The sequence below is a fragment of the Streptomyces sp. NPDC005955 genome (assembly GCF_042871255.1).
GTDB lineage: Bacteria > Actinomycetota > Actinomycetes > Streptomycetales > Streptomycetaceae > Streptomyces.
This window is the reverse complement of the sequence record NZ_JBIAIF010000002.1, coordinates 33,642-59,048: the sequence shown is the minus strand read 5'-3', so window position 1 is coordinate 59,048 and position 25,407 is coordinate 33,642. Positions and strand designations below refer to the sequence as shown.

At 73.4% G+C, this 25,407-nt stretch carries 23 protein-coding genes, 1 tRNA gene and 1 riboswitch; of the genes, 10 read left to right on the top strand and 14 right to left on the bottom strand.

The genetic code is table 11. From position 1 onward, the window contains the following. Window positions 1-205 precede the first annotated feature (205 nt). The 6 genes from ACFYOU_RS05655 to ACFYOU_RS05630 form a co-directional block, all read right to left on the bottom strand. Window positions 206-1,174: an ECF transporter S component gene (locus tag ACFYOU_RS05655; protein ID WP_391303816.1), complete on the bottom strand. Its 969-nt coding sequence runs from the start codon at window positions 1,172-1,174 to the stop codon at window positions 206-208. Continuing rightward, window positions 1,171-2,790: an ATP-binding cassette domain-containing protein gene (locus tag ACFYOU_RS05650; RefSeq protein ID WP_391303815.1), complete on the bottom strand. Its 1,620-nt coding sequence runs from the start codon at window positions 2,788-2,790 to the stop codon at window positions 1,171-1,173. Before ACFYOU_RS05650 ends, ACFYOU_RS05655 begins: the two co-directional genes overlap by 4 nt. Beyond that, window positions 2,787-3,992 (bottom strand): CbiQ family ECF transporter T component, encoded by a 1,206-nt coding sequence (locus tag ACFYOU_RS05645; RefSeq protein WP_391303814.1) that lies wholly within the window; start codon window positions 3,990-3,992, stop codon window positions 2,787-2,789. Before ACFYOU_RS05645 ends, ACFYOU_RS05650 begins: the two co-directional genes overlap by 4 nt. A 3-nt stretch (window positions 3,993-3,995) precedes the next feature. Continuing rightward, entirely contained in the window at window positions 3,996-4,709 is a 714-nt protein-coding gene (locus ACFYOU_RS05640) for an SCO2322 family protein (protein ID WP_391303813.1), read from the bottom strand. After that, entirely contained in the window at window positions 4,706-5,920 is a 1,215-nt protein-coding gene (locus ACFYOU_RS05635; protein WP_391303812.1) for a prenyltransferase/squalene oxidase repeat-containing protein, read from the bottom strand. Before ACFYOU_RS05635 ends, ACFYOU_RS05640 begins: the two co-directional genes overlap by 4 nt. A gap of 140 nt (window positions 5,921-6,060) precedes the next feature. Continuing rightward, window positions 6,061-6,132, bottom strand: a riboswitch (cobalamin riboswitch). Between the two features lie 64 nt (window positions 6,133-6,196). Further along, window positions 6,197-8,374, bottom strand: a complete 2,178-nt coding sequence (locus ACFYOU_RS05630; RefSeq protein ID WP_391303811.1) for a DHA2 family efflux MFS transporter permease subunit — start codon at window positions 8,372-8,374, stop codon at window positions 6,197-6,199. Window positions 8,375-9,026: 652 nt separating this feature from the next. Here ACFYOU_RS05630 and ACFYOU_RS05625 point away from each other — a divergent pair. Continuing rightward, on the top strand, window positions 9,027-10,172 hold the full coding sequence (locus ACFYOU_RS05625) for a peptidoglycan-binding protein (protein WP_391303810.1): 1,146 nt from the start codon (window positions 9,027-9,029) through the stop codon (window positions 10,170-10,172). Between the two features lie 137 nt (window positions 10,173-10,309). On the opposite strand, the gene ACFYOU_RS05620 is transcribed toward ACFYOU_RS05625, so the two are convergent. Both ACFYOU_RS05620 and ACFYOU_RS05615 read right to left on the bottom strand, forming a co-directional pair. Further along, window positions 10,310-10,996 (bottom strand): HAD-IA family hydrolase, encoded by a 687-nt coding sequence (locus ACFYOU_RS05620; RefSeq protein WP_391303809.1) that lies wholly within the window; start codon window positions 10,994-10,996, stop codon window positions 10,310-10,312. Window positions 10,997-11,345: 349 nt separating this feature from the next. Beyond that, window positions 11,346-11,927 (bottom strand): TMEM165/GDT1 family protein, encoded by a 582-nt coding sequence (locus ACFYOU_RS05615; RefSeq protein ID WP_385487960.1) that lies wholly within the window; start codon window positions 11,925-11,927, stop codon window positions 11,346-11,348. A gap of 696 nt (window positions 11,928-12,623) precedes the next feature. Between ACFYOU_RS05615 and ACFYOU_RS05610 the strand changes: the two genes are divergently transcribed. The 4 genes from ACFYOU_RS05610 (at window position 12,624) to ACFYOU_RS05595 (ending at window position 17,027) form a co-directional block, all read left to right on the top strand. Then, the gene (locus ACFYOU_RS05610) at window positions 12,624-13,343 is read left to right on the top strand and encodes a DUF1524 domain-containing protein (RefSeq protein WP_391303808.1); all 720 of its coding nucleotides are present in this window, start codon (window positions 12,624-12,626) and stop codon (window positions 13,341-13,343) included. 144 nt (window positions 13,344-13,487) lie between these two features. Continuing rightward, window positions 13,488-15,224, top strand: coding sequence for an alkaline phosphatase D family protein (locus tag ACFYOU_RS05605; RefSeq protein ID WP_391304210.1), 1,737 nt, complete (start codon window positions 13,488-13,490; stop codon window positions 15,222-15,224). A 158-nt stretch (window positions 15,225-15,382) separates the two neighbouring features. After that, window positions 15,383-15,838, top strand: a complete 456-nt coding sequence (locus ACFYOU_RS05600; protein ID WP_389762728.1) for a DoxX family protein — start codon at window positions 15,383-15,385, stop codon at window positions 15,836-15,838. A gap of 565 nt (window positions 15,839-16,403) precedes the next feature. Beyond that, window positions 16,404-17,027, top strand: a complete 624-nt coding sequence (locus tag ACFYOU_RS05595; protein WP_391304209.1) for a VTT domain-containing protein — start codon at window positions 16,404-16,406, stop codon at window positions 17,025-17,027. 223 nt (window positions 17,028-17,250) lie between these two features. On the opposite strand, the gene ACFYOU_RS05590 is transcribed toward ACFYOU_RS05595, so the two are convergent. Together ACFYOU_RS05590 and ACFYOU_RS05585 are read right to left on the bottom strand one after the other, a co-directional pair. Beyond that, on the bottom strand, window positions 17,251-17,781 hold the full coding sequence (locus ACFYOU_RS05590; RefSeq protein WP_391303807.1) for a hypothetical protein: 531 nt from the start codon (window positions 17,779-17,781) through the stop codon (window positions 17,251-17,253). A 154-nt stretch (window positions 17,782-17,935) separates the two neighbouring features. Next, window positions 17,936-18,184, bottom strand: a complete 249-nt coding sequence (locus ACFYOU_RS05585) for a DUF2277 family protein (RefSeq protein ID WP_391303806.1) — start codon at window positions 18,182-18,184, stop codon at window positions 17,936-17,938. Window positions 18,185-18,314: 130 nt separating this feature from the next. Here ACFYOU_RS05585 and ACFYOU_RS05580 point away from each other — a divergent pair, with 130 nt between their 5' ends. Further along, on the top strand, window positions 18,315-18,659 hold the full coding sequence (locus tag ACFYOU_RS05580) for a hypothetical protein (RefSeq protein ID WP_391303805.1): 345 nt from the start codon (window positions 18,315-18,317) through the stop codon (window positions 18,657-18,659). 206 nt (window positions 18,660-18,865) lie between these two features. Here the strand turns inward: ACFYOU_RS05580 and ACFYOU_RS05575 are convergent. After that, a tRNA-Val gene (locus ACFYOU_RS05575) sits at window positions 18,866-18,937 on the bottom strand. A gap of 271 nt (window positions 18,938-19,208) precedes the next feature. Between ACFYOU_RS05575 and ACFYOU_RS05570 the strand changes: the two genes are divergently transcribed. From ACFYOU_RS05570 to ACFYOU_RS05560, 3 genes are all read left to right on the top strand, one after another. Continuing rightward, window positions 19,209-20,009: a DUF4097 family beta strand repeat-containing protein gene (locus tag ACFYOU_RS05570; protein WP_391303804.1), complete on the top strand. Its 801-nt coding sequence runs from the start codon at window positions 19,209-19,211 to the stop codon at window positions 20,007-20,009. Between the two features lie 284 nt (window positions 20,010-20,293). After that, complete coding sequence (locus ACFYOU_RS05565) at window positions 20,294-21,730, top strand: hypothetical protein (RefSeq protein WP_391304208.1); 1,437 nt, start codon at window positions 20,294-20,296, stop codon at window positions 21,728-21,730. A gap of 113 nt (window positions 21,731-21,843) precedes the next feature. Continuing rightward, complete coding sequence (locus tag ACFYOU_RS05560; protein WP_387004788.1) at window positions 21,844-22,062, top strand: zinc ribbon domain-containing protein; 219 nt, start codon at window positions 21,844-21,846, stop codon at window positions 22,060-22,062. A gap of 40 nt (window positions 22,063-22,102) precedes the next feature. Here ACFYOU_RS05560 and ACFYOU_RS05555 read toward each other — a convergent pair whose 3' ends face one another. Both ACFYOU_RS05555 and ACFYOU_RS05550 read right to left on the bottom strand, forming a co-directional pair. Beyond that, window positions 22,103-22,738, bottom strand: a complete 636-nt coding sequence (locus ACFYOU_RS05555; RefSeq protein ID WP_389763162.1) for a response regulator — start codon at window positions 22,736-22,738, stop codon at window positions 22,103-22,105. Continuing rightward, entirely contained in the window at window positions 22,738-23,892 is a 1,155-nt protein-coding gene (locus ACFYOU_RS05550) for a histidine kinase (protein ID WP_391303803.1), read from the bottom strand. The genes ACFYOU_RS05555 and ACFYOU_RS05550 overlap by 1 nt, the downstream gene beginning before the upstream one ends. A 132-nt stretch (window positions 23,893-24,024) precedes the next feature. On the opposite strand from ACFYOU_RS05550, the gene ACFYOU_RS05545 reads away from it, so the two are divergent. Continuing rightward, window positions 24,025-24,705 carry a DedA family protein gene (locus ACFYOU_RS05545; protein WP_385487935.1) on the top strand — a complete coding sequence of 227 codons (681 nt, stop codon included), beginning with the start codon at window positions 24,025-24,027 and terminating at the stop codon, window positions 24,703-24,705. Here ACFYOU_RS05545 and ACFYOU_RS05540 read toward each other — a convergent pair. Next, a complete protein-coding gene (locus tag ACFYOU_RS05540; RefSeq protein ID WP_391304207.1) occupies window positions 24,620-25,366 on the bottom strand; it encodes an HAD family hydrolase in 747 nt (248 codons plus the stop codon). The genes ACFYOU_RS05545 and ACFYOU_RS05540 overlap by 86 nt on opposite strands. Window positions 25,367-25,407: the final 41 nt, after the last annotated feature.

Below are 25,407 nucleotides of genomic sequence, written 5' to 3'. Positions count from 1 at the left end.
AGAAACAGGTTCGGGAACGTCCCGCAATCACCCCTTTTACTAGTGGGAGTCGCATGTGCCGGACCGACCCCTGTTGTGACGTGGCTCTCAAACCGCAGGTCAGACCCCCTGACGACGCGAACACGTCAAGGCGATCCGGCTACGACCCCGCCTAGTGGAGGGCCGAAGCCCTGTGGCACGCCTCACCGGTCGCCCCCCGTTCCGCTCACGGACCGCGGTCGGGGCCGCACGCGGTGGGGCCGGTGGATGTGACCGGCGTCGCAGGAACCGGGTCGCGCGCGGGCCCTCCGGCGACCGCGGGCCCGTCCGTGGACGCGGGCCCTTCGGTGGACGCGGACCCGTCCGTGGACGCGGGGCGGGCGTCGAACGCGGGGCGGGCGTCGAAGGCCGCCCGCCGGGTCGCGCGCCGCAGCGCCTTCAGGACCGTGCCGCCCAGCGCCAGCGTGAGCACGGCGGTGAGCACCGCCCGTCCGAGGTCCCAGCCCAGCGAGGTGGCCAGACAGTAGGCGAGGAACCGGACGAGGTTCTCCGGGACCGGGTCCCCCGGCCGGAAGGCGACGGACGAGGTCAGCTCTCCCATGAACGGCCAGCCGGCGAGGTTCATCACCGTGCCGTAGGCGAACGCCGCGAGGAAGCCGTACCCGGCCAGCAGCAGCCGCTCCCCCGCACCGCGCAGCCGCTCGGACCCGGGCAGCAGTCCGGCACCCAGGGTGAACCAGCCCATGGCCAGCATCTGGAACGGCAGCCACGGGCCGACTCCGCCGGTCAGCAGCGCCGAGGCGAACATCGTGACCGAGCCCAGCACGAAGCCGAAGCCGGGCCCGAGCACCCGCCCGCTCAGCACCATCAGGAAGAACATGGGCTCCAGCCCTGCGGTCCCCGCGCCGAGGGGGCGCAGCGCGGCGCCCGTCGCGGCCAGCACGCCGAGCATCGCCACCGCCTTCGCGCCCAGCCCGGACTCGGAGATCGTCGCCGCGACCACCCCGATCAGCAGCACCAGCAGCGCGGCGAAGAGCCAGGGCGCGTCCTGGGCGTGGGCGTTCACCGAGGAGGCGGGAGCCGCCAGGAACGGCCAGCCGAAGCCGGCCACCCCGACCGCGCCGACCAGCAGCAGCGCCGCGGCGGACCGGGGCCCCAACCGCACCGCCCTGGTCGTACCGTCCGGACGGTTCACCGCAGGGCCTCCCGCACCTGGGCCACGGTCAGCCACGGCCCGCTCCCCAGGACCTTGGCGACCTGCGGGGCGAAGGACGGGGAGGCGAGGACCACCTCGGCGGCGGGGCCGTCCGCGACGACCTCGCCCTCCGCGAGGATCAGCACCCGGTGCGCGAGTTCCGCGGCCAGTTCCACGTCATGGGTGGCCAGCACGATGGTGTGGCCGTCGGCGGCGAGCCCCCGCAACACCCCGACCAGCCGGGCCTTGGCCGCGTAGTCGAGGCCCCGGGTGGGTTCGTCGAGGAGCAGCAGCGGCGGACGCGCGGCCAGGACGACGGCGAGCGCGAGGGCGAGCCGCTGTCCTTCGGAGAGGTCGCGCGGATGGGTGTCGTCGGTGATCGAGGGCAGCAGCTCGGACACCAGCGCCCGACAGGTGCCGGGCGGGGCCTGGGCGTCCCCGTCGGCGGCGGCGCACTCCGCGGCCACCGTGTCGGCGTACAGCAGGTCACGGGGTTCCTGGGGAACGAGTCCCACCCGGCGGACCAGGTCGCGCGGTCGGGTGCGGTGCGGTGCGGCGCCCCCGACCCGGACGGTGCCCCGGGTGGGCTCCACCATGCCGACGAGCGCCGACAGCAGGGTGGACTTCCCGGCGCCGTTGCGGCCCATCAGGGCGACGGTCTCCCCCGCCCCGAGGGTGAGGTGGACCCCGCGCAGCGCCTCGACCGGGCCCCGTCGCACGCGGAGTCCCACGACCTCGGCGACGGGCGCGGCGGCCACCGGAGCCGCGGGCGGTGCGGGCGGGGGCGCGTCGGCGAGCCGGTCCCGCAGCGGCGCCGCCCGGCGCCGTGCGTCCCGGACGCTCAGCGGCAGCGGTGACCAGCCGGCGAGCCGCCCGAGGGCGACGACCGGCGGGTGGACGGGTGAGTGGGCCATGACCTCGGCCGGCGGGCCCAGCACCGGGCGGGCGTCGGGGGCGGAGCCGGGGCCGGGCAGCAACAGCACCTGGTCCGCGTACTGCACCACGCGTTCGAGTCGGTGCTCGGCCATCAGGACGGTGGTCCCGAGGTCGTGCACCAGCCGCTGGAGGACGGCGAGCACCTCCTCGGCGGCGGCCGGGTCGAGCGCCGAGGTCGGCTCGTCGAGGACCAGGACCCGGGGGTGCGGGGTGAGGACCGAGCCGATGGCCACCCGCTGGCGCTGGCCGCCGGACAGGGTGGCGATCGGCCGGTCCCGCAGCTCGGCGAGGCCCAGCAGGTCGAGGGTCTCCTCGACCCGGCGGCGCATCACGTCCGGGGCGATGCCCAAGGACTCCATGCCGTAGGCGAGTTCGTCCTCGACGGTGTCGGTCACGAAGTGCGCGAGCGGGTCCTGACCGACGGTGCCGACGACGTCGGCGAGTTCGCGCGGCTTGTGGGTGCGGGTGTCGCGGCCCGCCACGGTGACCCGGCCGCGCAGGGTGCCGCCCGTGAAGTGCGGCACGAGTCCGCTGACGGCGCCGAGCAGGGTGGACTTGCCCGCCCCGGACGGTCCGACGAGCAGGACGAGTTCGCCTTCCGGCACCGCGAAGTCGGCGCCCGCGAGCGCGTCCCGCCCGGCCCCGTCGTACCGCACGGACACGTTCTCGAAACGGATCACGAACCCTTCGCCTCCTCCTGTGCCCCCGGCGACCCCGTGGGGCGTGGGCGTTGCGTGCGCCGCGGCGGCGCCGGTGCGACGAAGGCGGGCAGCAGCCCGAGCAGGATCGCCGCGGCCGGCCACAGCGGCAGTTCGGGAGCCGTCAGCGGCACCACCCCGGGCCGCAGCACCTCGGCGGCGGCCCCGCCGAACGTCCCCCAGCCGATCAGCACCGCGGCCGCGGCCACCCCCGACCCGGCGACCAGCCAGGCCCGCGGGCCCCACCCGTCCGGGCGGTAGCGGGTGCGCACCGAACGACGGCCGCCGAGCCACAGTCCGCCGAGCGCGGCGCACAGCCCGAGGAGCAGCAGCGGCAGCGCGTACCCGGCGCCGTCCGCGCCGAGCAGTCCGTACGTTCCGGCGCACACCCCGAGCAGCCCGCCCAGGGTGAGCGCGGCGGTCAAGCGGCGCACCGGGGCCGGGACGGAGGCGGTGCGCCCGTAGCCGCGCGCGTCCATCGCGGCGGCGAGGGCGACGGACCGTTCCAACGCGCCCTCCAGGACCGGCAGTGCGACCTGGAGCAGCCCGCGCGGGCCGCGGTCCGGGCGGCCCCGCAGTCGCCGGGCGGCCCGCAGCCTCCGTACGTCGGCGATCAGGTTCGGGGCGAAGGTCATCGCGACGACGACGGCGACGCCGGCCTCGTACAGTGCGCCCGGCAGCGACTTCAGCAGCCGGGACGGGTTGGCCAGGGCGTTCGCGGCGCCCACGCAGATGAGGAGGGCGGCGAGCTTCAGCCCGTCGTAGAGGGCGAAGACCAGTCCTTCGAGGGTGACCCGCCCGCCGATCCGTACGCCCTCGGCCCACGCGGGCAGCGGCAGTTCCGGCAGGGTGACCAGGACGTGCGTCCCGGGGATCGGCGAGCCGAGCAGCACGGCGAACACCAGCCGGACGCCGAGGACCGCGAGCGCGATCTTCACGAACGCGCCGTACGACCGCGCCCACGGCGCTTCGGTGCGGCGGGCCGCCACGACGTATCCGGCGACCGCGACGAGCAGCCCCAGCAGCAGGGGGTTGGTGGTGCGGGACGCCGCGACCCCGAGGCCCAGGGCCCACACCCACCAGGCACCCGGGTGCAGCGCGCCGGACCGGTCCGCGGACGGCGCCGCGGGGCGGGTCGCCCGCGGCACGGTGGCCGACCGGGAGGGGGACGGGCGCTCGGACATGCGTCAGCCCCGGCGGCGGGAGCGCCAGACGGCGGCGACGCCCAGGGCCGCGACGGCGGCGGCCCCGACGTAGATCCCGGCGGACGGCCCGCCGCCCGCGTCGCCCTCGCCGTCTTCGCCCGCTCCGTCCGCGGCGGGCCGCTCGGGTGTCGTCGCCCGGTCGGCGGAGACCTGTTCGCCGCAGCCGGTGCGGGGGTAGCCGTCGATGGCGCAGAGCAGTGCGTTGCTGTCGTAGCGCAGCGGCTTGGCGACGGCGGCCAGGGCCTCGGCGCTGGTCGCGTCGGTGCCGACCCGTGCGCACGCGGTGCGGGTCGCCGGCGGGGTCTCGCCGCCGGGGGCGTCGGCCGGGGTGCCGGGGTCGATGACGAGCGCGACCCGCTTGGTGCCGTCGCGCGGGGCGGTCGCGCCGCAGATCCCGGCGAAGTCACGGGGGCCGCGGGGCTTCGCCGCGTCGCCGGAGTCCTCGCTCACCGAGAAGCGGAAGCCCTGGACGTCCCCGTCGGCGGGGCGGGCGAGCGCCGGTCCCTGGGTGGCGTACGTCCAGGAGCCGTCGGTGAGGTCCCAGAAGGACCAGTAGCGGTATCCGGCGGCCTGCGCGGGGGCGGCGGTGAGCAGGGCCACGGCGAGGGTGGTGAGCAGCGCCGTCAGCACGGCCACCACCCGGCCGGGGGCGCGGGCGGGTGCGCCAGGTGCGGGGGCCGGGGGTGCGGGGGTCACTGCTGCCGCTTCCGGCGGCTGACCAGGAAGCCGATGCCCGCCCCGAGCAGGAGTGCGGGGCCGATGATCCACACCGCGGCGGGACCGTCGTCGCCGTCCTTGCCCGCGGCCCCGTCACGCGCGGCGCTCGGCTCGGGGCCGGTGGCGTTCAGCCCGGCGACCAGGTCGGTGCCGCCGAAGTCGCGCGGGTCGGCGCCGGTGGCGTGGGCGGCGAGCACCAGTTGGGCCCAGGCCGCGGGGCCGGTCTGCTTCGCCCAGGCGACGGAGTTGCGTTCCAGCCAGGTGACCGCGGGGGCGGCCCGGTCGCCGAGTCCGGCGGCGGCCAGGGCGACCACGGCGTCCGCGGTGTTGCCGTGGTCGGGCTGGTCGTCGGCGCCGGGCAGGCTGCTCTTGAGGTGTCCGTCGGCCTTGAGCACCCCGGCGAGGTGGGCGGCGCCGCCGCGGGCGGCCTCCGCTGCGGTGCGGGGCTTGGCGCAGTCGCGCGGGGCGGCATCGGGTGCGGCGGTCGGGGCGAGGGTGCGGTCCAGGCCGCCGAGCACTCCGGCGGCGGTGGCGTCGTCGTTGGCGACCAGTGCGCCCTTCTTGTCCGGCTGGTACGCGAAGGCGCCGCCGCCGCCGGCCGTGCAGGGCACGGTCAGGGCGAGGAGCGCGTCGTGCGGGGTGGTGCCCTCCGCGGAGCGGACCTGTGCGGGGCGGGCACCGGTGGCGGTGAGGGCGCCGACGACCAGGCCGGTGGAGTTGGTGTCGCTGGGCGCCCCGGGCAGGTAGCCCCAGCCGCCGTCCGCGTTCTGGACGGACTTCAACCAGTCCACGGCGTCCCCCGTCGCGTCGTCCTGCCCGCCGAGGGCGGCGAGTGCCTGGACGGCGGCGGCGGTGCTGTTGGTGTCGACCGGCGTCTTGGCGTCGCACGGGGCGTCCGGAGCGGCCCGGTACGCGGCGAAGGCGCCGTTCGCGCACTGCTGGCCGGTGAGCCAGTCGACGGCAGCGGCGGCGGGGGCGACCTCCGCGGTGTCCTGGGCGAGCATCGCCAGGGACTGCCGCCAGACGCCGTCGTAGGTGGGGTCGGTGGTGCCGTACAGGCCGGTCGGGAGCTTGGCGGACGGGGACGGCGAGGGGGTGCCCGCGGCCCGGTCGGCGAGGGCGACGGGGGCGGTCACCGTGCCGAGCACCGCGGTGGCGGCGAGGACCGCGGCGATGCGGCGGATGTTCATGGTCGGCGTGTGCCCTTTCGCTGCGGGTCGGGCGCACGGGCACGCGTCGCTGGGGCGGCTCCGGGCGGCTCCGGCCCCGTGTTCCTCGACGGTGCCCGTCACCGGTTCCCGGTGGCGTGAGCCGGTCACGTCGACGTACGGGGTGCTCCGGCTGGCGCCCGGTCGGGCGGCTCACGGTTGCGGGTCAGCGCCGGATTCGCACCGGCTTCCCCCCGTGGGGACGTGATGACGACCCCCCATGCTACCGGTCGCCCGGCCCTCCCCCCGGCGGGCGTCTCACGGCGTCGGCCCGGTCGGCGGAGTGGTCGGCGGCCCGGCGGACGGGTCGGGCGGCGGGCCGGTGTCGGACACGCCGGTGCCGGTGCCGGGCGGCGGGCCGCCGCCCGGCGCGGGGTCCGCGACCGCGCCGGGTCGGGGCGGGCCCGTGGGGCGCTCCGCGTGGGACCCGCACAACTCCGCGCTCAGGGTCCGGACGAGGGCGGTGAGGTCGGCCGGCCGGTCCGGTCCCCACCAGTCCCCGAGCAGTTCGGCGAGGGATTCCTCCCGCGCGGCGGCCAACGCGTCGGCGGCGCGGCGGCCCCGCCGGGTCAACGTCAGCCCCAGCCCCTCCCGTGCGCCGAGCCCCCGCTCCTCCACCTGCCGGGCCGCCGCGGCGACCACCTCGAAGGGCACGTTGCCGCCCTCCGCGAGGATCGACGGCTCCACGACCCCGTGCCGGCGCATCCGCAGCAGCAGCCAACTGCTCGCGGGGAGCAGGTCGTACCCGGCCCGGCGGGTGATGGTCTCGTAGATCCGCCGTCGCCCCTCGCGGGTGCCGAGGACGGACAGCGCCCGGGCGCACTCGTCGTGCGAGGAGCGCTGCACGGGGTTGCTGGCCAGTGTCTCGGTGCCGTCGGGAACGGTCACCGAGCCGCGCAGCCGGTCCTCGTGGAGGAACCAGGCGAGGACGAAGCCGAAGAGGGCCACCGGCACCGCGTACAGGAACACGTCGGTGATCGCCGAGGCGAAGGCGTCGAGCACGGCGGGCCGCACGGCGGGCGACAGCCGGTCGAGTCCCCGGGGATCGGCCGCGAGCGAGGCCGCGTCCACCCCGGGCGGCAGCGCCTGCCCGCCCAGCGCGGAGGTCAACTTGTCGGTGAGGCGCCCCGCGAAGACGGACCCGAAGACGGCCACGCCGAAGGACGCCCCGATGGACCGGAAGAAGGTCGCCCCGGACGTGGCGACGCCCAGGTCCTCGTACGCGACCGCGTTCTGCACGATCAGCACCAGGACCTGCATCACCAGCCCGAGGCCCAGCCCGAACACGAAGAAGTACGCACTCGTCACGGCCGTGCTGGTGTCCGGGCCGAGGCGGTGCAGCAGCAGGAGGCCCAGGGCGGTGATCCCGGTGCCCGCGACGGGGAAGACCTTCCAGCGGCCGGTGCGGCTCACGATCTGTCCGGACCCGGTGGAGGCGAGCAGCAACCCGATGACCATCGGCAGCATGTGCACGCCCGACATGGTCGGCGACACGCCCCGGACGATCTGGAGGAACGTCGGCAGGTACGTCATCGCCCCGAACATCGCGAAGCCGACGACGAAGCTGATCAGCGCCGCGAGCGTGAACGTCCGGATCCGGAACAGCTTCAACGGCAGCACGGGTTCCGCGGCCCGACGTTCCACCAGGACGAACGCCCCGGCCAGCAGCACCCCGAGCACCGTCAGTCCGATGGTCCGCGCCGAGCCCCAGGCCCAGGTGGTGCCGCCGAGGGAGGCGACCAGCACCAGACAGGCCGCGACCGAGGCGATCAGGAAGGTGCCGAGGTAGTCGATGGTGTGCCGGGCGTCCCGATGCGGGATGCGCAGCGCGGAGGCGATCACGACCAGGGCGACCGCACCGATCGGCAGGTTGACGTAGAACACCCACCGCCAGCTCAGCTGTTCGGTGAGCACCCCGCCCAACAGCGGTCCGAGCACGCTCGTGGTGCCGAACACCGCGCCGAACAGCCCCTGGTACCGACCGCGCTCCCGGGGCGGGACGAGGTCCCCGACGATCGCCATGGACAGCACCATCAGTCCGCCGCCGCCCAGCCCCTGGAGCGCGCGGAAGCCGATGAGCTGCGGCATGCTCTGGGCGGCCCCGCACAGCGCCGAGCCCACCAGGAAGATCACGACGGCGGTCTGGAAGAGCCTCTTGCGGCCGTACTGGTCGCCGAGCTTCCCCCACAGCGGGGTCGCCGCGGTCGACGCCAGGAGGTAGGCGGTGACGACCCACGAGAGGTGGTCGAGGCCGCCGAGGTCGCTGACGATCGTGGGGAGCGCCGTGGACACGATGGTCTGGTCGAGCGCGGCCAGCAGCATGCCGAGGAGCAGCGCTCCGATCGAGACCATGACCGAGCCGCCGAGCCCGTCCTCACCGGCGGCCCGACCCCGCTGCGGAAGGGTTCCGTCCCGCCCCTGTTCACCACGTGTCATGCACACCTCCTGAACGGGTCTGCGCTCTGCGCACCTCCCATCGTGGTGCGTGGACCCGGGTCCGGCCTGTCGGGAGCGGGGGGCGCGGTGCCTGCGGGGCCGCCCGGTTGTCTGCATAATCGCCTTCAACCAAGGGGAGGGGACCCAGACGGTGAACCGACAGACATGTCCACGGTGCGGGGTGCCGCAGGGTGCGCAAGCGCCCGACGGTTGCGGGTGCGCGGCACGTACCGGTGCGACGGCACGGGGAGCCGGGCAGGGCACCGATCCGACCCACCCGTCCGGGCCACCGGACCCGACCCGCCCGCCGCAGCCCGCGGACCCGCAACAGCACACCGAACTCAGCGACCACACCGGGCAGTTCGCCCGTCTCCAGGTGCGCCCTTACCTGGCTCAGGGGCAGTCGGACTCCCCCACGGGCGCCTTCGGGCCCGGCGCCCCGCCCGGCCCTCCGCCCCGACCGGGGCCGCCGCCGCCCGACTCGCCCACCCAGCCCCTGCCCCGGATGGCGGCGGGCGCCGACGGCGCGCCCTCGGGGCCCACGGCCGGGGCCTCCCCGACGCCGGGCACGGGAGGGGACGCGGGGCGGGGCACCGAGGCGGGGCGGGGCGGACATCCCGCCGCGGGACCGTCGGACGCGCTCCCCGGCCCCATGCCGCCCCACGACGACGCGGCCGGACCCCCGGCGCAGGCCCCGCAGCCACCCGTACCGGGGCAGACGCCCCCGCCGGGACAGGGGTACGGGCCGGGGCAGGCACCCGCGCACGGACAGCCGCCCCCGCCGGGACACGGGCAGGTACAGGGGCAGGGGCAGGGACACGGGCAGGCGTACGGGCAGGCGCAGCCGCAGCCCCAGCCGCACCCGGCGGACGGCGAGGTCGGGTGGACGGTCGAACAACCGGCGGCGGGCTTCCAGGCCCCCCACGCCCCCGCGTCCGCCCCTGACCCGGCCCCCGGTCAGTTCCCGGGACCCGGCCACGGCGTGCCGGAGCACCCCACCATGCGCTTCCCGCACGGTGTCCGCGGCGAGTCGGAGGTCGGCCCGCGGCCGACCCTCGCCACCGACGGCCCGGGCAGCCCCGGGCGGCACCGTCCGGGACCGCGCGACCGGCACGAGCCCCCGGAGCCCGACCCCCGGGCCCGCCGGCGCCGCCTCGCGCTCATCGCCGCTTCGACGGTGGCGGTCGCCGCGGCCGGCCTCGGCATGGTCGCCGGCGGGGTCTTCAGCTACGACAAGCCCCAGCACGACAAGGCCCTGCCGGACATCGACACCACCATCCCGGGCTCCTCGGCACCGAACACGGCGCCCACCGGGAAGCCTTCGGCGGGATCGACCCCGTCGAACAGGGCGACGAGCCGGGCACCCTCGACGACCCCCTCGGCGAGTTCGTCCGCCTCGACCGAACCGGCCGCGCCCGGGGCCACGACGAGCCCGTCCAAGAGCCCGAGCGAGAAGGCCACCGCCTCCGGTTCCGCCGCTCCGTCCACCTCCGCCTCCCGCCCCGCCGAATCGACACCGCCGCGCTCCGACGGCACCCTGCGCGCGGGGGACCGGGGCGCGGCGGTGCAGGACCTCCAGCAGCGGCTGTGGCAGATGCGTCTCTACACCGGTTCGCGGGACGGCGTCTTCAACTCCGAGGTGGAGCAGGCCCTCACCCGTTACCAGATCGCCCGGGGCATCTCCGAGGAGCGCGGCACGTACGGCCCGTTGACCCGGGGCGTCCTGGAGTCCGAGACCTCCGGCGGGGGCGACGGACGCGGCGGCGAGGGCGGCCGGAGCGGCGGCAACGACGACTGACGGCCCGACGACCTGACAGCGCCGTCAGGTCATCGGGCCGTCAGGTCGTCAGCTCACCGGGCCGTGAGCGGGTCAGGCCGTCCGTGCACGAGTGCGTGAATGCGTGAATGCGTGAAGGTAAGAGTGCGTGAGTGCCGTCAGTTCAGGGTGAGTCGGAGCGCCCCGTCCGCGGCCGGGTCCACCCGGACCCGGGTGAGGTCGTCGACCTGGACGGTGGCCCCGTGCTCCGCCGCCCGCGGCCCCACTCCGACCACGCGCATGCCCGCGGCCAGCCCCGCGGCGATCCCGGCCGCGGAGTCCTCGAAGACCACGCACTCGGCGGCCGGCACCCCGAGCTCCGCCGCCCCCTTCAGGAACCCCTCGGGATCGGGCTTGCTCGCCCCCACGTCCTCCGCGGTCACCCTGACCCGGGGCAGGGCGAGCCCCGTCGCCCCCATCCGGGCGGCCGCCAGCTCCCGGGTCGCGGAGGTCACGAGCGCGTACGGCGCCGCCAGCGCGGCCAGCGCGGCGAGGAAGGCGGGGGCGCCCGGCACCGGGACGACCCCGTCCAGGTCAGCGGTCTCCTCGGCGAGCATGCGGGCGTTCTCCGCGTAGTTCTCGGACATGGGCCGGTCGGGCAGCAGCAGGGCCATGGAGGCGTACCCCTGACGACCGTGCACGACCGACATCACCGCATCGGGGTCGAGTCCGTACCGGACGGCCCAACGCCGCCAGCAGCGCTCGACCACGGCGTCGGAGTTCACGAGGGTGCCGTCCATGTCCAGGAGGAGGGCACGGGTGGTCAGAACGGCGGTGTCCGGCGTCGGTGTGGCCGTCATCGGCATGCTCCAGGGTGAGGGCGGGCGCCACGGAACGCGCTGGCGCACGGAACGGTCGGGACCCCGCGTGCCAGGGTGGGACCGGCGCGGGCGGGGCCCGGTGAGCCCCGGGCGCCCTCAGGGAGGTGCACCCGGTGGACGGGAGGGCCGGTCCCCGCGGGGCGCGGGCCCGCGCACGGCAACCGGCCGGTCCGGACGGCAACCGCCCGGACGACGCCCGCCCGGGCCGCCGGCGGGGCCGGGCGGGCGCACGGGCGGCGCAGCGGATCAAGGTGGCCCCGCCCGCTGGTCAGGGAAGGCGAGCGGAACCACTTTGTTCAAACACGGTACAAAACAAACGGCGTGAATGCCACCATCAGCCCGCCACCGCCTCGTACAGGCTCCAGACACCGAGGCCCAGCATCAGCAGCGCGGCGATCCGGGTGATGAGCGCCAGCGGCACCCGCTTCATCAGCGCCTTGCCGCCCACGATCCCCAGCCCGGCCACGGCCCACAGCGCCAGTACGGCGCCGAGTCCGACGGAGAGCGGGTCGTCGTAGCGGGCGGCCAGGTTCGCGGTCATGATCTGCGTGAGGTCACCGAACTCGGCGACCAGGATGAGCATGAATCCGGCGCCGGAGACCTTCCAGAAGCTCTGGTCCTCGGGCTGGCGGATCTCCTCGTCCCCGTCGCTCTTCTTGAACGCGAGCACGGCCGCTCCGCCGAGGAACAGGACGCCCGTGATGGCGCTGAGCAACCGTTCCGGGAGCAGGGTGAGCACGCTCCCCGCGGCGACGGCGAGCGCGACGTGGACGGCGAAGGCCGCCGCGACCCCGGCGAACACGTACGAGGCCCGGTACCGCGTGCCCAGGACCAGTCCCGCGAGCGCGGTCTTGTCCGGCAGCTCGGCCAGGAAGACGACGCCGAAGACGAGCGCCACCACACTGATGCTGATCAAGGTTCCTCAATCGGTCGGGCTGCCCCACCGAGAGTCACTGCGGACGACGCCCTCGGCACGGCAGCGCCCCACACGCGCACGGATGTGCGCGTGAGCACTGCTGGCCGAAGGTCTCGCTGGCCGGACCCGGTGTACGGGCCCCGCCTCCGGGCGCCGGCTCAGACGAGCTGAGCAGTATGTCGACGGTCCGGCGAAGAGCTACTCCCCTTCTGCTGACCCCATGGTACGCGAGAGCGGCGGGCCCGACCCCGGGACCTTCGTCACCGGGCACGCCGACCCCGCACCCCGACCGACCCCCGACCGACCCGGAGATCCGCGCGCATCCGGAACCGCCGGACAGCGGGCCGCCGCACGCCCGACCCGCCCGGGGCGCGGTCGCCCCACGCGGCCCACACAGCCCGGGCAGCACCGCTGCGACCCGTCCGACGCACCCGGGGGCGCGCCCTCGCACGGCCGCGGACCACCCGCGCACCCCGCCGCGGGACGGCGCACGACGGAGCACGGAACCCCCGCCCGTTCCGGGAGGATTCACAACTCTTCACCTCCATACGGAACATGATCCTCCGTTATTCCTCTTGATGTGACGTGATCATGCCGCAACCCTGTTGTCTGGCAATCGCTTTCCGGCAACCCCCGGACGCCACCCACGGCCGCGCCCGCCGGGCGCCGCCACCCCATGACGATCAGGGAGCCCCCATGTCCCGTGGCCACACGCGCCAGTCCCCCACCGAGACCCCGTCCGCCACCCCGTCCGCCACCTCGTCCGCGGCCGGTGACCGCCGCCGCACCCGCCGGTTCGGCGCCGTCGCGGCACTGACGACCGGACTGTCCGCCATCGCCGCCCTCACCGGCCCGCCCGCCCAGGCCAAGCCGCCCACCCCGGTGAACGCGGCCACCGCCCGCGTCTACCTCGCCCAGCTCAACGAGGCCCCCGAAGGCTCCTCGGCCGGCTACAGCAGGAGCAAGTTCCCCCACTGGAGCACCGTCTCCGGCACCTGTAACGCCCGTGAGGTCGTCCTCGAACGCGACGGCACGGACGTGGTGCAGAACGCCAGTTGCGCGGCCGTGTCCGGCACCTGGTTCTCCGAGTACGACGACGCCACCTGGACCGTCGCCTCCGACCTCGACATCGACCATGTGGTCCCGCTGTCCGAGGCGTGGCGCTCCGGCGCCGACGGTTGGACCAACAGCGCCCGCCAGGGCTTCGCCAACGACCTCGTCCGCCCGCAACTGATCGCAGTCACCGACAACGTCAACCAGGCCAAGGGCGACAAGGACCCGGCCGAGTGGCTGCCGCCCAGCGCGTCGTACCACTGCGTGTACGCGCGGATGTGGGTGCAGGTGAAGAAGCACTACGCCCTCGACGTCGACACCGCCGAGAAGGCCGCGCTCCAGGGCATCCTCAACTCCTGCTGACCCCCTCCCCCACCTGGGGAGAACACCCCTCACAGCTCCAAGCGGGGGACCCGCAGGACGACGGCCACGGCCGCGCCAACGGGAACCGGCCGACCCTCCCCCGGCGTTCCGTACCGTACGGGGCGACGGAGGAGAGTGATCACCATCACGGTGCTACGCCTGGGACCGCTGCTGAGGTACGTCGACGACTCGTCGGCGACCGTGTGGATCGAGACGGGCCGTCCGTGCACCGCCGAGGTGCGCTGCGCGGACGGTTCGGCCGGCGTGACCCCGACCTTCCAGGTCGCGGGACACCACTACGCACTGGTCACGGTCCGGGGCCTGACCCCCGGCACCGCCACGGAGTACGAGGTGCTGCTCGACGGCATCCGGGTGTGGCCCGCACCGCCCTCCACGCCCCCGGCGGCCACGCGGTTCCCGGCCTCGGTGATCAAGACCCCTGCGACCCCCACGACCGACGGCACCGGCGACCCGAGCAGTCTGGTGCGGATCACCTTCGGCTCCTGTCGCTGGGCCGCGCAACCCCCCGGGGAACCGGACCCGATCGGTCCGGACGCACTGGACGCACTGGCCGCCCGACTGGCCCGCGACCCCGGCGACGACCGGCACCGCCCCGACGTCCTCCTGCTGTTGGGCGACCAGGTGTACGCCGACGAGGTGTCCCCCGCGACCCGCCGCTGGCTCGCCACCCGTCGCGACCTCAGCGAACCCCCGGGCGCCCAGGTGGCGGACTACGAGGAGTACACCCGGCTCTACTACGAGTCGTGGCTCGACCCCGCGGTCCGCTGGCTGCTGTCCACCGTCCCGTCCTGCATGGTCTTCGACGACCACGACGTGATCGACGACTGGAACACCAGCGCCGCCTGGCTCGCCGAGATCAGATCCACCCCCTGGTGGGGCGAGCGGATCCTCAGCGGCCTGATGTCGTACTGGGTGTACCAACACCTCGGCAACCTGTCCCCGGACGAGCTCGCCGACGACGAACTCTTCGCCCGGGTGCGTTCGGCCCCCGACGGCACGGACACGCTACGGGCCTTCGCCGCCCAGGCCGACGCCGAACCGGCCGGGGTGCGCTGGAGCTACCGCCGCGACTTCGGACGCGTCCGGCTGCTGATGGTCGACACCCGCGCGGCCCGCGTACTGGACGAGGACCGGCGCGCGATGCTCGACCCGGACGAGGCACGCTGGCTGCGGGACCAGGCCCTCGACGCCCCCGGGAGTTACGACCACCTCCTGATCGGCACCTCCCTGCCCTGGCTGCTGCCGCCACTGGTCCACGACGGCGAGGCGTGGGACGCGGCCCTGTGCCGGGGCGACCGGGGCGCGCGTTGGGCACGCTTCGGCGAGCAGCTGCGCCGGCGGGCCGACCTCGAACACTGGGCGGCCTTCCCGGAGTCCTTCGCCCGACTGACCTCGCTGATCGCCGAGGCGGGCTCGGGCCCGTCAGCACCCGCGGCGGTGTACGTCCTGTCCGGCGACGTCCACCACGCGTACCTCGCCGAACCGACCGAGTGGCCCCCGGGCACCGACCCCGCGGCCCGCGTGCTCCAGCTGACCTGCTCCCCCGTCCACAACTCCTTCCCCACGCACCTCGCCTGGGCCTTCCGCTTCGGCTGGAGCCGGTTCGCCACCGCACTCGGCCGGATCCTGGCGGGTCACGGACAGACCGGCGCGCGCGGGCTGAGATGGGCCAAGCGCGGCGGACCGTGGTTCGGCAACCAGTTGATGACCCTGACCCTGCGCGGCCGGGAGTCGCGGCTCCGACTCGACCGGGCACGGCCGGAAGCGGACGGCGGAGCCCGACTGGAAGAGGTGCTGGAGACGGTGCTCACCCCGGCGGCGGGAGCGCCGGCCGACACCGGGCGCACCACCCGCGGATGAGCCGGATCCGACCGGTCCGGGCAGCGCCGCTCAGGGTTCGCACAGGGACCGCACAGGGACTACATATGGCCAAATGTTGAACTTGCAAGCACTCATTAGGTCAACCTAACCTGTGGCTTCACTCGGTTACGTCCCCACCACACCGAAGGAGTCCCCCCATGACTGGACGTCTCAACAACGCCCAGCCCTACGCTCTCGGCCTGTTCCGCATAGTCGTCGGCCTGCTCTTCGCCTGCCACGGCGCCGCGTCCCTCTTCGGCGTCCTCGGCGGCGCGCACGGCGGCGGCACCGTCTCGGCCGGCACCTGGCCAGGTTGGTACGCCGCGGTCATCCAACTCGTCGGCGGCGGCCTGGTCATGATCGGCCTGGGCACCCGCGCCGCTGCGTTCATCTCCTCCGGCTCCATGGCGTACGCCTACTTCAAGGTGCACCAGCCGGAAGCCCTGTGGCCGCTCCAGAACAGCGGCGAAGCCTCGGCGATGTTCTGCTGGGCGTTCCTGCTGCTGGTGTTCACCGGCTCGGGGGCCTTCGGTCTCGACCGACTGCTCTCCTCGCGGTCGCAGAACGAGGAGGGGAAGCAGTCCCGACAGGAAACCGCGGCGGCCTCCGCCTGACCTGCACCCCGGAGGTCAGACCCTGCACGCCGCGGGCCACCGGCCACGAGCCGCAGCCCGCGCACCGTTCGCCGGGAGACTCCGGCAGTCGGGGCACCGGTAGCCGAGGCCGAGCCCCGAGCCCGACCTGACACCCAGCACGACGTCCCCTCACCCCCGCCCAGCCCGGCACCACCCGGGTCGGACGCCCCGACCCGGGCGCCGGGAGGCGGGAGGTGCGGGGGCGGCGGAGCCGGACAGGGACCCAGCCCCGGTCCGGACCGCCTCGTGCAGCACCTTCGAGCCCGCGCGGCACCCCCCAGCCCCACCGCCGCGCGGGCCCGCCCGTCCCCCGCCCGCGCGACGACCGCCGCACGAGCCCCGCTACCTCACGCCCGCACCTACCTCAAGAGCACCATCAAGCCATCTTTGCGCCCACCGAGGGTGAACACCGCGTGGAGAACATTTGAGCCCCCGGTGGATCACAGGAACGAACCTCCGCGTACGCTGTATGGCTGTCACCAAGCGCCGCCCCTGCCGCACCACGCGACATCGCGGCATCGCGATGCCGACCGGGGGAGATTCGGTGCTGGAGAGTATGGGCCCATTGACCGGGAGCCCATGGATCTACGCCATTGTGGCGATTTCCGTCATTTTTGATGTGTTCCTACCGATACTGCCCAGCGGCGTCCTCGTGATCACGGCGGCCACGGCCGCCGCGGCGGGGACCGGGGCGGCCACCGGCCAGGTCCCGCACGACGTGCCGGACATCCTGGCACTGATCCTGTGCGCCGCGACCGCGTCGGTCCTCGGCGACTTCTGCGCGTACCGGCTGGCCCGACGAGGTGGTGCGCGGTTCGACCGGGCCATCGCCCGCTCCCGTCGGCTCACCTCCGCACAGGCGCGGCTCGGCTCGGCGCTCGCACGGGGCGGCGGGCCCCTGGTGGTGATCGCCCGGTTCGCGCCGGCGGGCCGTTCGCTCGTCTCACTGGGCGCCGGCGCCGCACAGCGCCGCAACCGCGACTTCCTGCCCTGGTCCGCACTCGCGGGCATTGCCTGGGCCGGCTACAGCGTGGGGCTCGGCTACGTGGGGGCGCAGTGGCTGGGCGCGACCTGGCTGGCGGCCGGGGTGTCCCTGCTGGCGCTCTTCGGGGCAGGAGCCGCAGCGGCGTACCTGATGCGACGCCCCGTCGCGAGCACCACCGGCTGAAACCCTCCTCCCTCCGACACCCGGATCCGGCGGCCACGGCCGGCTCACCCGTCGACACCGCTCCCGGGAGCGTGCAGTTGCTCGTGAGCCGGCCGTTCCGTCGGCCTGCTCGTGGAGGGTGGGAGCGGGGGGGCGCCGGTCGCGCAGAGGAACGTGGCCACCGAACAGCACGCGCTCCGGGGCGCCGGCAGAGCCGTGCCGCGACCTCAACCGCCCCGGCCGCCTACAGCCGGTCCCCCTTGCTGGCTGGTTCCGGAGGATGCGTACCGCCACCGTCCTTGGCGTCCTGATCGCAGGTTCGTCCGCCGTAGGACTGGTCATTGGGGATCAACAGCATTCCGGCAACCCGCTCAGGGTGCTCGACGGCGAACCAGCCGTCGCCCGTGAGGGCACCGTCCGGTTGGCGCCACGTCGCGGACGAATGGATCGTCTGGCACCCCAACGCCACGCGCTTCCCATCGACCGCGCAGGCGTCCACTGCGGGGCCGGACGCCTCGTCGGCACCGTCGAAACGGTAGTTGAAATGGACCTGGTCACCTTCAGAGGGCACCTGCGGGTGGGGCTCCAAGCGCCAGTCGACGACCTCGGCGGTGACGCCGAGAGGCTGCCCGGACGTGTCCTCGACCTGCACCCTGACATCGGCCTCACCGCGCTTCGCCGTCGTGTCGGTGCAGCCCCAGACGGAAGAGCAGCCGGACAGGGCGAGCATCACCACGGCCAACGCGGCACCGGAAAGTACCCGTGCAGGTAACACTGAGATGACCTCCGGTCGGGGTGGGGCGAGGCAGTGCGTCCCCGGGCCGCCTGGCAACTGCGGGCGAGAAGCGGCTGCACGGGCCCGGCCGGGCACCAGCGGAAGGGGCGGGCCCCAGCGGGAGGGGCGGACCTCAGGAGAAGGGGGCAGGGCCTCAGGAGGCCGCGGCCGAAACGTGAGCCGCGCCCGCGGACCGGCCCCTGACCTCAAGCCCGGCCAACAGTTCCGCGGTGGCCGCGGCCACCGCCTCCACGGCGGCGTCGAACACCTCACGATTGTGGGCGGCCGGGGCCCTGAAGCCGGAGACCTTCCGCACGTATTGCAGCGCGGCGGCCCGGATCTCGTCCTCGGTGGCCTCTTCGGGGATGACGGGCGGACGGAGCGTCTTGATGCTGCGGCACATGCCCCCAGTGTCCCTCCACGGGCCCGACGGCTCCAAGCCCGCACCGGCATGACGGCGCACCCCCGCCACCCCCGTATCCGGGGGCCTCCACGACTCGCTCGACAAATTCGAACAGGCGTACTATTCCCGGGTGGCTGCCACCTATGACTTCCCGAGCGACCTCCTGGCCGGCCAGGAGGAACTGCACCAAGTACGTGCGGAGCTCATCGACCTGCTCAAACGCCTCCCCTGGTCGGTGGAACCCCTCGACGGCTTCAGTGACGAGACCAGCTGGCGCAGGGTCGAACGCCCCGCCTCCCCCGGCTGGACCCCCGACGAACAGGCTCAGGTGGAGAAACTCCGCGAGCGAGAGCGCGAACTCGCCGTCTTCGTCACCTGTCACCGTTACTGGGCCGAGGTCACCGCCCCCGACCAGGTCAACGCCCGAGCCGCCCTGAAGCACGCCCACGGCGCCCCGCCCGGCCCACCGCCCTAGAGCGGCGGCAGGGCAGCACCAGGACCCGCGCGCACCGGACCCACCCATCGCGCCCGTCCGCCCGCCGAGCCCGGCCATGCCGCTCGCTGTCCGGGCTTCCGTGCACACGAAAAACGGCCCCCGGAGCCACGCACTCTCCAGGGACCGTTCCGAACATCACACAGGATCAGATCGGCCGGGGATCACACCAACACGACCGATTCCGGTGGGCGCGGACGGTTTCGAACCGCCGACATCTGCCTTGTAAGGGCAGCGCTCTACCACTGAGCTACGCGCCCGGGATGAGTCGACAGCCTACCTTGCTTCCTGCCGGGCCCCACAAACCCATTTCCCGCAGCGGCCGGGGGTTATCCCCACCCCGGATCCGGTAGGGACCCCGATGCCCATGCGGACCGTTCCTCCCTATCGTCGAATCACGCTCCGGCGGCGGCCCGCGAGGCCCGCTGACCCGCCGACCCGCAAGGCACTTGCGCACCGCTTCCGGGTACCGGAGCCACACAGCGGTACCGGGGAGTGCCGCTACGGATCGTTCGTCCCAGGGGGATATCCATGACCGCACGCATCACCCGCCGGCGCCCGCGTCGACGTCGCACGGCGCTGCTCGCCGCCACGGGAGTCACCGTCCTCGCCCTCGCCGCCAGCGGTTGCGCGAGTGACCCGGAGGACGACTCCTCCCCCGACCGACGCTCCTTCGCGCTGTCCGGCAAGACGCTCACCGTCGATTCCGACGACTCCAGCCTCGAACTCGTACCCGGCGACGGTGACGAGGTCGAGGTGACCCGCTGGATCAAGGCCCGGAAGCTGATCGGCTCCAAGTCGACGTTCAACTGGCGGATGGAGGACGACCGTCTCGTCCTGCGTCGCGACTGCTCCGGCTTCATCGCCACCTGTGGGGTCAAGCACCGCATCGAAGTCCCCCGCGGGGTGACCCTCGTCGTGAAGAACGACGACGGCCCGGTGCGGGCCTCCGGCTTCCGGACCCCCGTGGACATCAGCACCGACGACGGCTCCGTGAAGGTCGAGGACGTCAGTGGCCCCCTCACCCTCCGTAGCGGCGACGGCAGCATCCGCGCGAGCGATCTGCATTCCCGCGAGGTAGCGGCCCATACCGAGAACGGGTCGCTACGGCTGGCTCTGGCCTCCGTCCCGGACCGGGTCGCCGCGCGCAGCAACGACGGCTCCGTCTCCGTCACCCTTCCCGGCCGTGAAGGCGACGCGACCGGGTACAAGGTGTCCGCGAAGAGCGATGACGGGAGCGTGAAGGTGTCCGTCCCCCGTGACGACCGCAGCCACCGCTCCGTCTCCGCCCACAGCGACAACGGAAGCGTCACGGTGCGGAACGTGAACTGAACGCCCCGTGTGTTCGTCCGTACCAGGTGGGACAATGGCACCGGGCACGGCGGACCACAGCACGGGAGAGGTAAGTGACGGCGACACCCAGACAGCCGTACACACCGACAACACCACAAGCGTTCTACATCCCCCATCCTTCGGACACCCCGGACTCCCCGGGCACCCCAGACGGCTCGGCCGGCCCGGGCAGTCCGGTCAATCCGGTCGGTTCAGCCGGTCCGGGCGACTCAGGCAGCACGGTCAGCACGGACGGACACCGACCGGCAACAGCAGCCGGGGCACTGGCCCACGTCTCCGCACCGGCCACACCGAGCGCACCGGCCGCATCCGCTCGGGCCACGGTCGCCCCGCGGACCCGTGACAGCCGTAGCGACGCCCCCGCTCGGAACGCCCTCGCACGCCGCCTACTCCCCCTCACCTTGCCCGTCGCCCTGTTCGCCGTGGCGGCCGTGGCCCTCCCCGGTGCCTTCAACGGCGGCGGCACCCGTCGCTGGTTCGGCGGGCGCGCCGAGGGCCAGCGAGCCCAGGCCCAGGCCGCCAAGGACGCCGCAGCCGCCGCGTTCTACGAACTGGACACCGCCCAGCGCGACCTGCGGATCTCCATAGAGACCATCACCGCGGTCGACGATTCGCCGGCCGCCCGGCGTGCCGTTGCCGACTTCGCCGCCCTGAGCGGACGCATCGACGACGTCAGCCACCAGTACATCGCCGCCGTCGACGCCCATGACCTCGACCGCGACGATCTGGAGGCGACCACCGCGGCCCGGGCCCGCACCGAACTGACCCAGGCCAAGGACGCCCTCACCAAGGTCAAGGAAGAACTGGACCGCTTCGCCCAGGGTCTCGGCCCCCTCCTCGACAAGGCCGAGACGCAGCTCGCCCGTCTGGCACCCGCCGTCGAACGGGCCCGGCAGGCGCTCCTGACCGCCACGACCGCCCTCGACACCACACGTGGCTCCGGGCTGAAGGCGGACGACCTCGCCGCCCGCCTCGCAGCGCTCGCTCCCGAGTTGACCAAGCTCAACCAGGGAGCGGGACGCCACGGCGTCCCGGAAACCCTCCACCGCGCCGAGCGGGTCACCCGCGACGCCGAAGCGGTGCGCGTGGCCGCCGAACGACTCCCCGAGCGTGCTGCCGAGATCGACCGCCGACTGGTCTCCCTGCGCACCCGTGCCGAGGCCCTCACCACCCGTGCCGAACAGGTGGAGCCGGTACTCAGCGAGTTGCGCCGCCGCTTCACCATCGCCTGCTGGCAGGACCTCCAGCACGTGCCGGGCCAAGCCGCAGCCGACGTCCGCCGGGCCGAGGACAAGCTCACCGAGGCCCAGACCGCGCGTGACGCACAACGCTGGCCCGATGCCACCTCCCTTCTCTCCACCGTCCGCGCCCTGCTCAACGCCACGGACGAAGCAGTCTCCGCGGCGGGCAACCGCCTCCAGCGGTTGAACGCCGTCTCCAAGAGCCCCGAAGACGAGATCGAGCGCACCCGCTTCGCCATCCGCGATGCCCAGCGCCTCGCCATGGCTGGCCGCCACACCCCGGATCCTCGCCACGCGCGCCCCCTGGACGAGTCCGTTGCCCGGCTGGAACGGGCCGTCCAGACCCTCCAGGGGCGCCACCCCGACTACTGGCACTTCCTGACCGAGACCGAGGCCGTGCGCCAGCAGGTGGCCGCGGTGGTGTCCCGCATCCGCGAAGACCGCGGCACCAGTACCTAACCTCTCCCCCTCCCTCCGCTCCCCATCCCTGTGCCGTCGGCCCCTGAAGCCCGCTGTCAGGTGTCACTCGCGCACCGCCTGAGCGGCCTGGACACGGCCGTTAACCTGTTTCCATGCCTCGCTACGAGTACCGCTGCCGGACCTGCGGCGACACCTTCGAAGTCAGTCGCCCCATGGCCGAATCCTCCGCACCCGCCGACTGTCCGGCGGGCCACGACGACACGGTGAAGCTCCTGTCGACCGTCGCCGTCGCCGGAACCTCCGCCGCCCCGTCGCCCCCTCCGTCCTCGGGCGGTGGCGGCGGCTGCTGCGGAGGGGGCCGCTGCGGCTGACCCGGCGTAGCGCCGTGCCTCCGGGCACGGCGCACCCGGCTCATGTCCCCAGGTAGCGGAGCACCGCGAGCACCCGGCGCGAGTACCCCGACCCCCCGGAGAGCTCCAACTTCTCGAAGATCGCGTTGATGTGTTTCTCGACGGCGCTCTGCGAGATGTGCAGACGACCGGCGATGGCGGCGTTCCCGTGGCCCTGCGCCATCTCCGCCAGGACTTCCCGCTCCCGCGCGGTCAGCCGGACGAGTTGATCGCCGTGGGAGCTACCGCCCAGGAGCTGACGCACCACCTCCGGGTCGAAGGCCGCCTCTCCCCTCGCCACCCGTGCCAAAGCATCGAGGAACTCGTCCACTTGCACCACCCGGTCCTTCAGGAGGTAGCCCACTCCTCCCGCCTGCCCGGACAGCAGTTCCCTGGCGTAGCGCTTCTCGATGTACTGGGACAGTACGAGCACCCCCACCGTCGGCCAGCGTTCACGGATCTCCAGGGCAGCGCGAAGCCCTTCGTCGGTGTGGGACGGAGGCATCCGCACATCAGCGACGACCACGTCCGGGCGTTCCTTGGCGATCGCCTCCAGGAGGGCCTCGGCGTCCCCCACTGCGGCCAGGACCTCGTGCCCCTCGTCCGCCAGGAGCCTGATCAGCCCCTCCCTCAGCAACGTCGAGTCCTCCGCGAGCATCAGACGCACGGCAGCTCCACGGTGATCTTGGTGGGCCCGCCGGGTGGACTCCGCACCTCGAACGTCCCGTCCAGCGCTGCGACCCTTCGGGCCAACCCGGTCAGCCCTCCGCCCTCGGGCACCGCGCCCCCCTGGCCGTCGTCCTCGATCGTGACGTACAGCCGGTCGCCCTTCTCCTCCCCGATCATGACCACTATCTTGGTCGCTTTCGCGTGCTTGACCGTGTTCGTGACGGCTTCCGCGACCACGAAGTACGCGACCGCCGCGACCGCCTTGGGCGGCGGACGCATGACGTGGTAGCCGAGGAGCACCGGTATCTCCGAGCGGTCCACGACCGTGCTCAGCGCCGCTTCCAGGCCCGCCTCGTCCAGCGCCGCGGGGTACACCCGCCAGGCGACCTCCCGTAGGTCCACCAGAGCACGGTGACTCTCCTCGTGCGCCTGGCGGAGCAGCACGCTGGTGCGGTCGGGGTCATCGCCGCGCCGCGCCCGTCCCAGCAACATCCCTAAGGCGACGAGGCGTTGCTGCACTCCGTCGTGGAGATCACGTTCGATGCGGCGGCGTTCGTCGTGCACGGCATCGACCACCCCGGCCCGGCTGGCGAAGAGTTCGTCGATGCGGCGGCGCAGTGCCTCCTCCGGGCTGGGTCCGAGGAGGTGCGTGATGAGTCTGCGTTCGAGCATGGTGACCCCGAGCACGCCCTGGACCGCCAGGAAGAGCAACAGGAGCCCACCGATGACACTGAGCATCACGTCGTCGGGGTGTCTCACCTCCATCACGATCCAACCGAAGATCAGGAACACCCCGTACCCGAGGCCGAGTACCAGACAGCCCAGTACCGCACCACCGAGGAGCCCGAGGGGCCAGCGGGCGGCGATGTAGCGCAGTGCGCGATCATCGCCGTCCGGCGCCCCGTACAGTGGAGGCAGCCGGGTCCGCTGGTACGCCGCGAGTCTCGCGCGTTCCCACGCAACGAACCGCCGCCCTATCCTGTGCACAGGTCGTAGCACGGTGTGGTGGCCCCGGGGCCAGGCGCGCAATGGCAGGAGGATGAGTCCGGCGAGCACGACGAAGACCAACTCGACGACTGCCGTGCAAGCGCCGAGTGCAAGTCCTGTGACGAGCTTGAGCCCGCCGCGTACGGCTGTGTTCACGTCGCTCACAGTAGCCAGCCGCAAGACACCCGCACATTGCGGAAAACCGCACTTCTTGACTGTGGCACGCACCACCAAAAGCTTGTGGTCGGCTTCAGTGTGCATTCAGCTCGCATTTTCTACGGTGGAGTCATGATCGAAAGCAGCGCTCCGCAATGGATCAACAGCCTGATGGACGAGCTCGGGGCTCCGGGCGCCGGGCTGGCCATTGCGCTGGAGAACCTGTTCCCTCCCCTGCCCAGCGAAGTGATCCTGCCGCTCGCAGGGTTCGCGGCGAGCACGGGGCAGATGAACCTCATAGCGGCCCTGTTGTGGACCACGGCGGGTTCGGTCGTGGGCGCACTCGCCCTGTACGGCATCGGAGCGGTGCTCGGCCGCGACCGCATGATCGCGATAGCGGCCAAGCTTCCGCTGGTGAAGGTCGCGGACATCGAGAAGACGGAGGCGTGGTTCAACCGTCACGGAACGAAGGCCGTGTTCTTCGGACGGATGATCCCGATCTTCCGCAGCCTGATCTCCATACCCGCGGGTATCGAGAGGATGTCGCTGCCCATCTTCCTGGGCCTGACGACGCTCGGTAGCGCGATCTGGAACACCATCTTCGTCCTCGCCGGGTACCTCCTGGGCGAGAACTGGACGGAGGTCACGGGCTACGTGTCGGCCTACTCGAAGGTCGTCCTGGTCCTCGCCGTTCTCGCGGTGGTCGCCTTCATCGTGGTGCGGATGTTCAAGCCCGGTCCGGGGCAGCGGCGCGGGTCAAGCTCGTCAGGATCTGCTCGCCGGCAACGACCCCCCTCTGCGGAAGAGCTGTGAGGTGGGGGGCCTGCCAGTTCTCGTCGGCTAGTTCGCCGTGGCCCGGCCGCCAGGCCAGGTCGGCGGCGAGCAACAGGTCGGCGTCGAGCAGCGAGTCCCCTGCCGCGAGGATGCGGGTGGCCCCGGTGCGCCGGGCCACCTCCCGTACCGCCGCGCTCTTGGTGAGCGGCTTCGGCACGACATAGATCTTGCGGCCCTGCAGGGAGACCGTCCAGCCGCGGTCCTCGGCCCATGCGGCCAGTTCCTTGACCCACTGTGTGGGCAGGAGCGCCCGTTCCACGACCAGGTACGCGAAGAACTCGTCCGCGACGCGCTCCTTCAGGAGCCAGGCGGGGTCGGCGGTGTCCCGCAGATGGGCACGGATCTCGTCGAGCGGGGCGCACTCCGCGGTGACCCTGCCGAGGACGTACCGCTGCCACTGCGGGTCGGGGCGTCCGTCCACGAGGATCTGACCCCCGTTGGCGCAGATCGCGTAGCGGGCATCGGGGCCGGGCAGGTGGATGCGGCGGTACTGCGCGAGGGTGCGGGTCGTGGTGGGCACGAAGTGGGTGGTGCGGGCCAGTTCCACCAGGAGCGCGGCGGCGGTCTCGGTCAGGTAGGACAGCGGCTTGCCCTCGTAGACCTCGACGCACAGCAGACGGGGTGCTTCGGCGTCGGGCATGCGCAGGCCGAGCGCCGCGGCCGAGTAGATGAGGGTGCGGT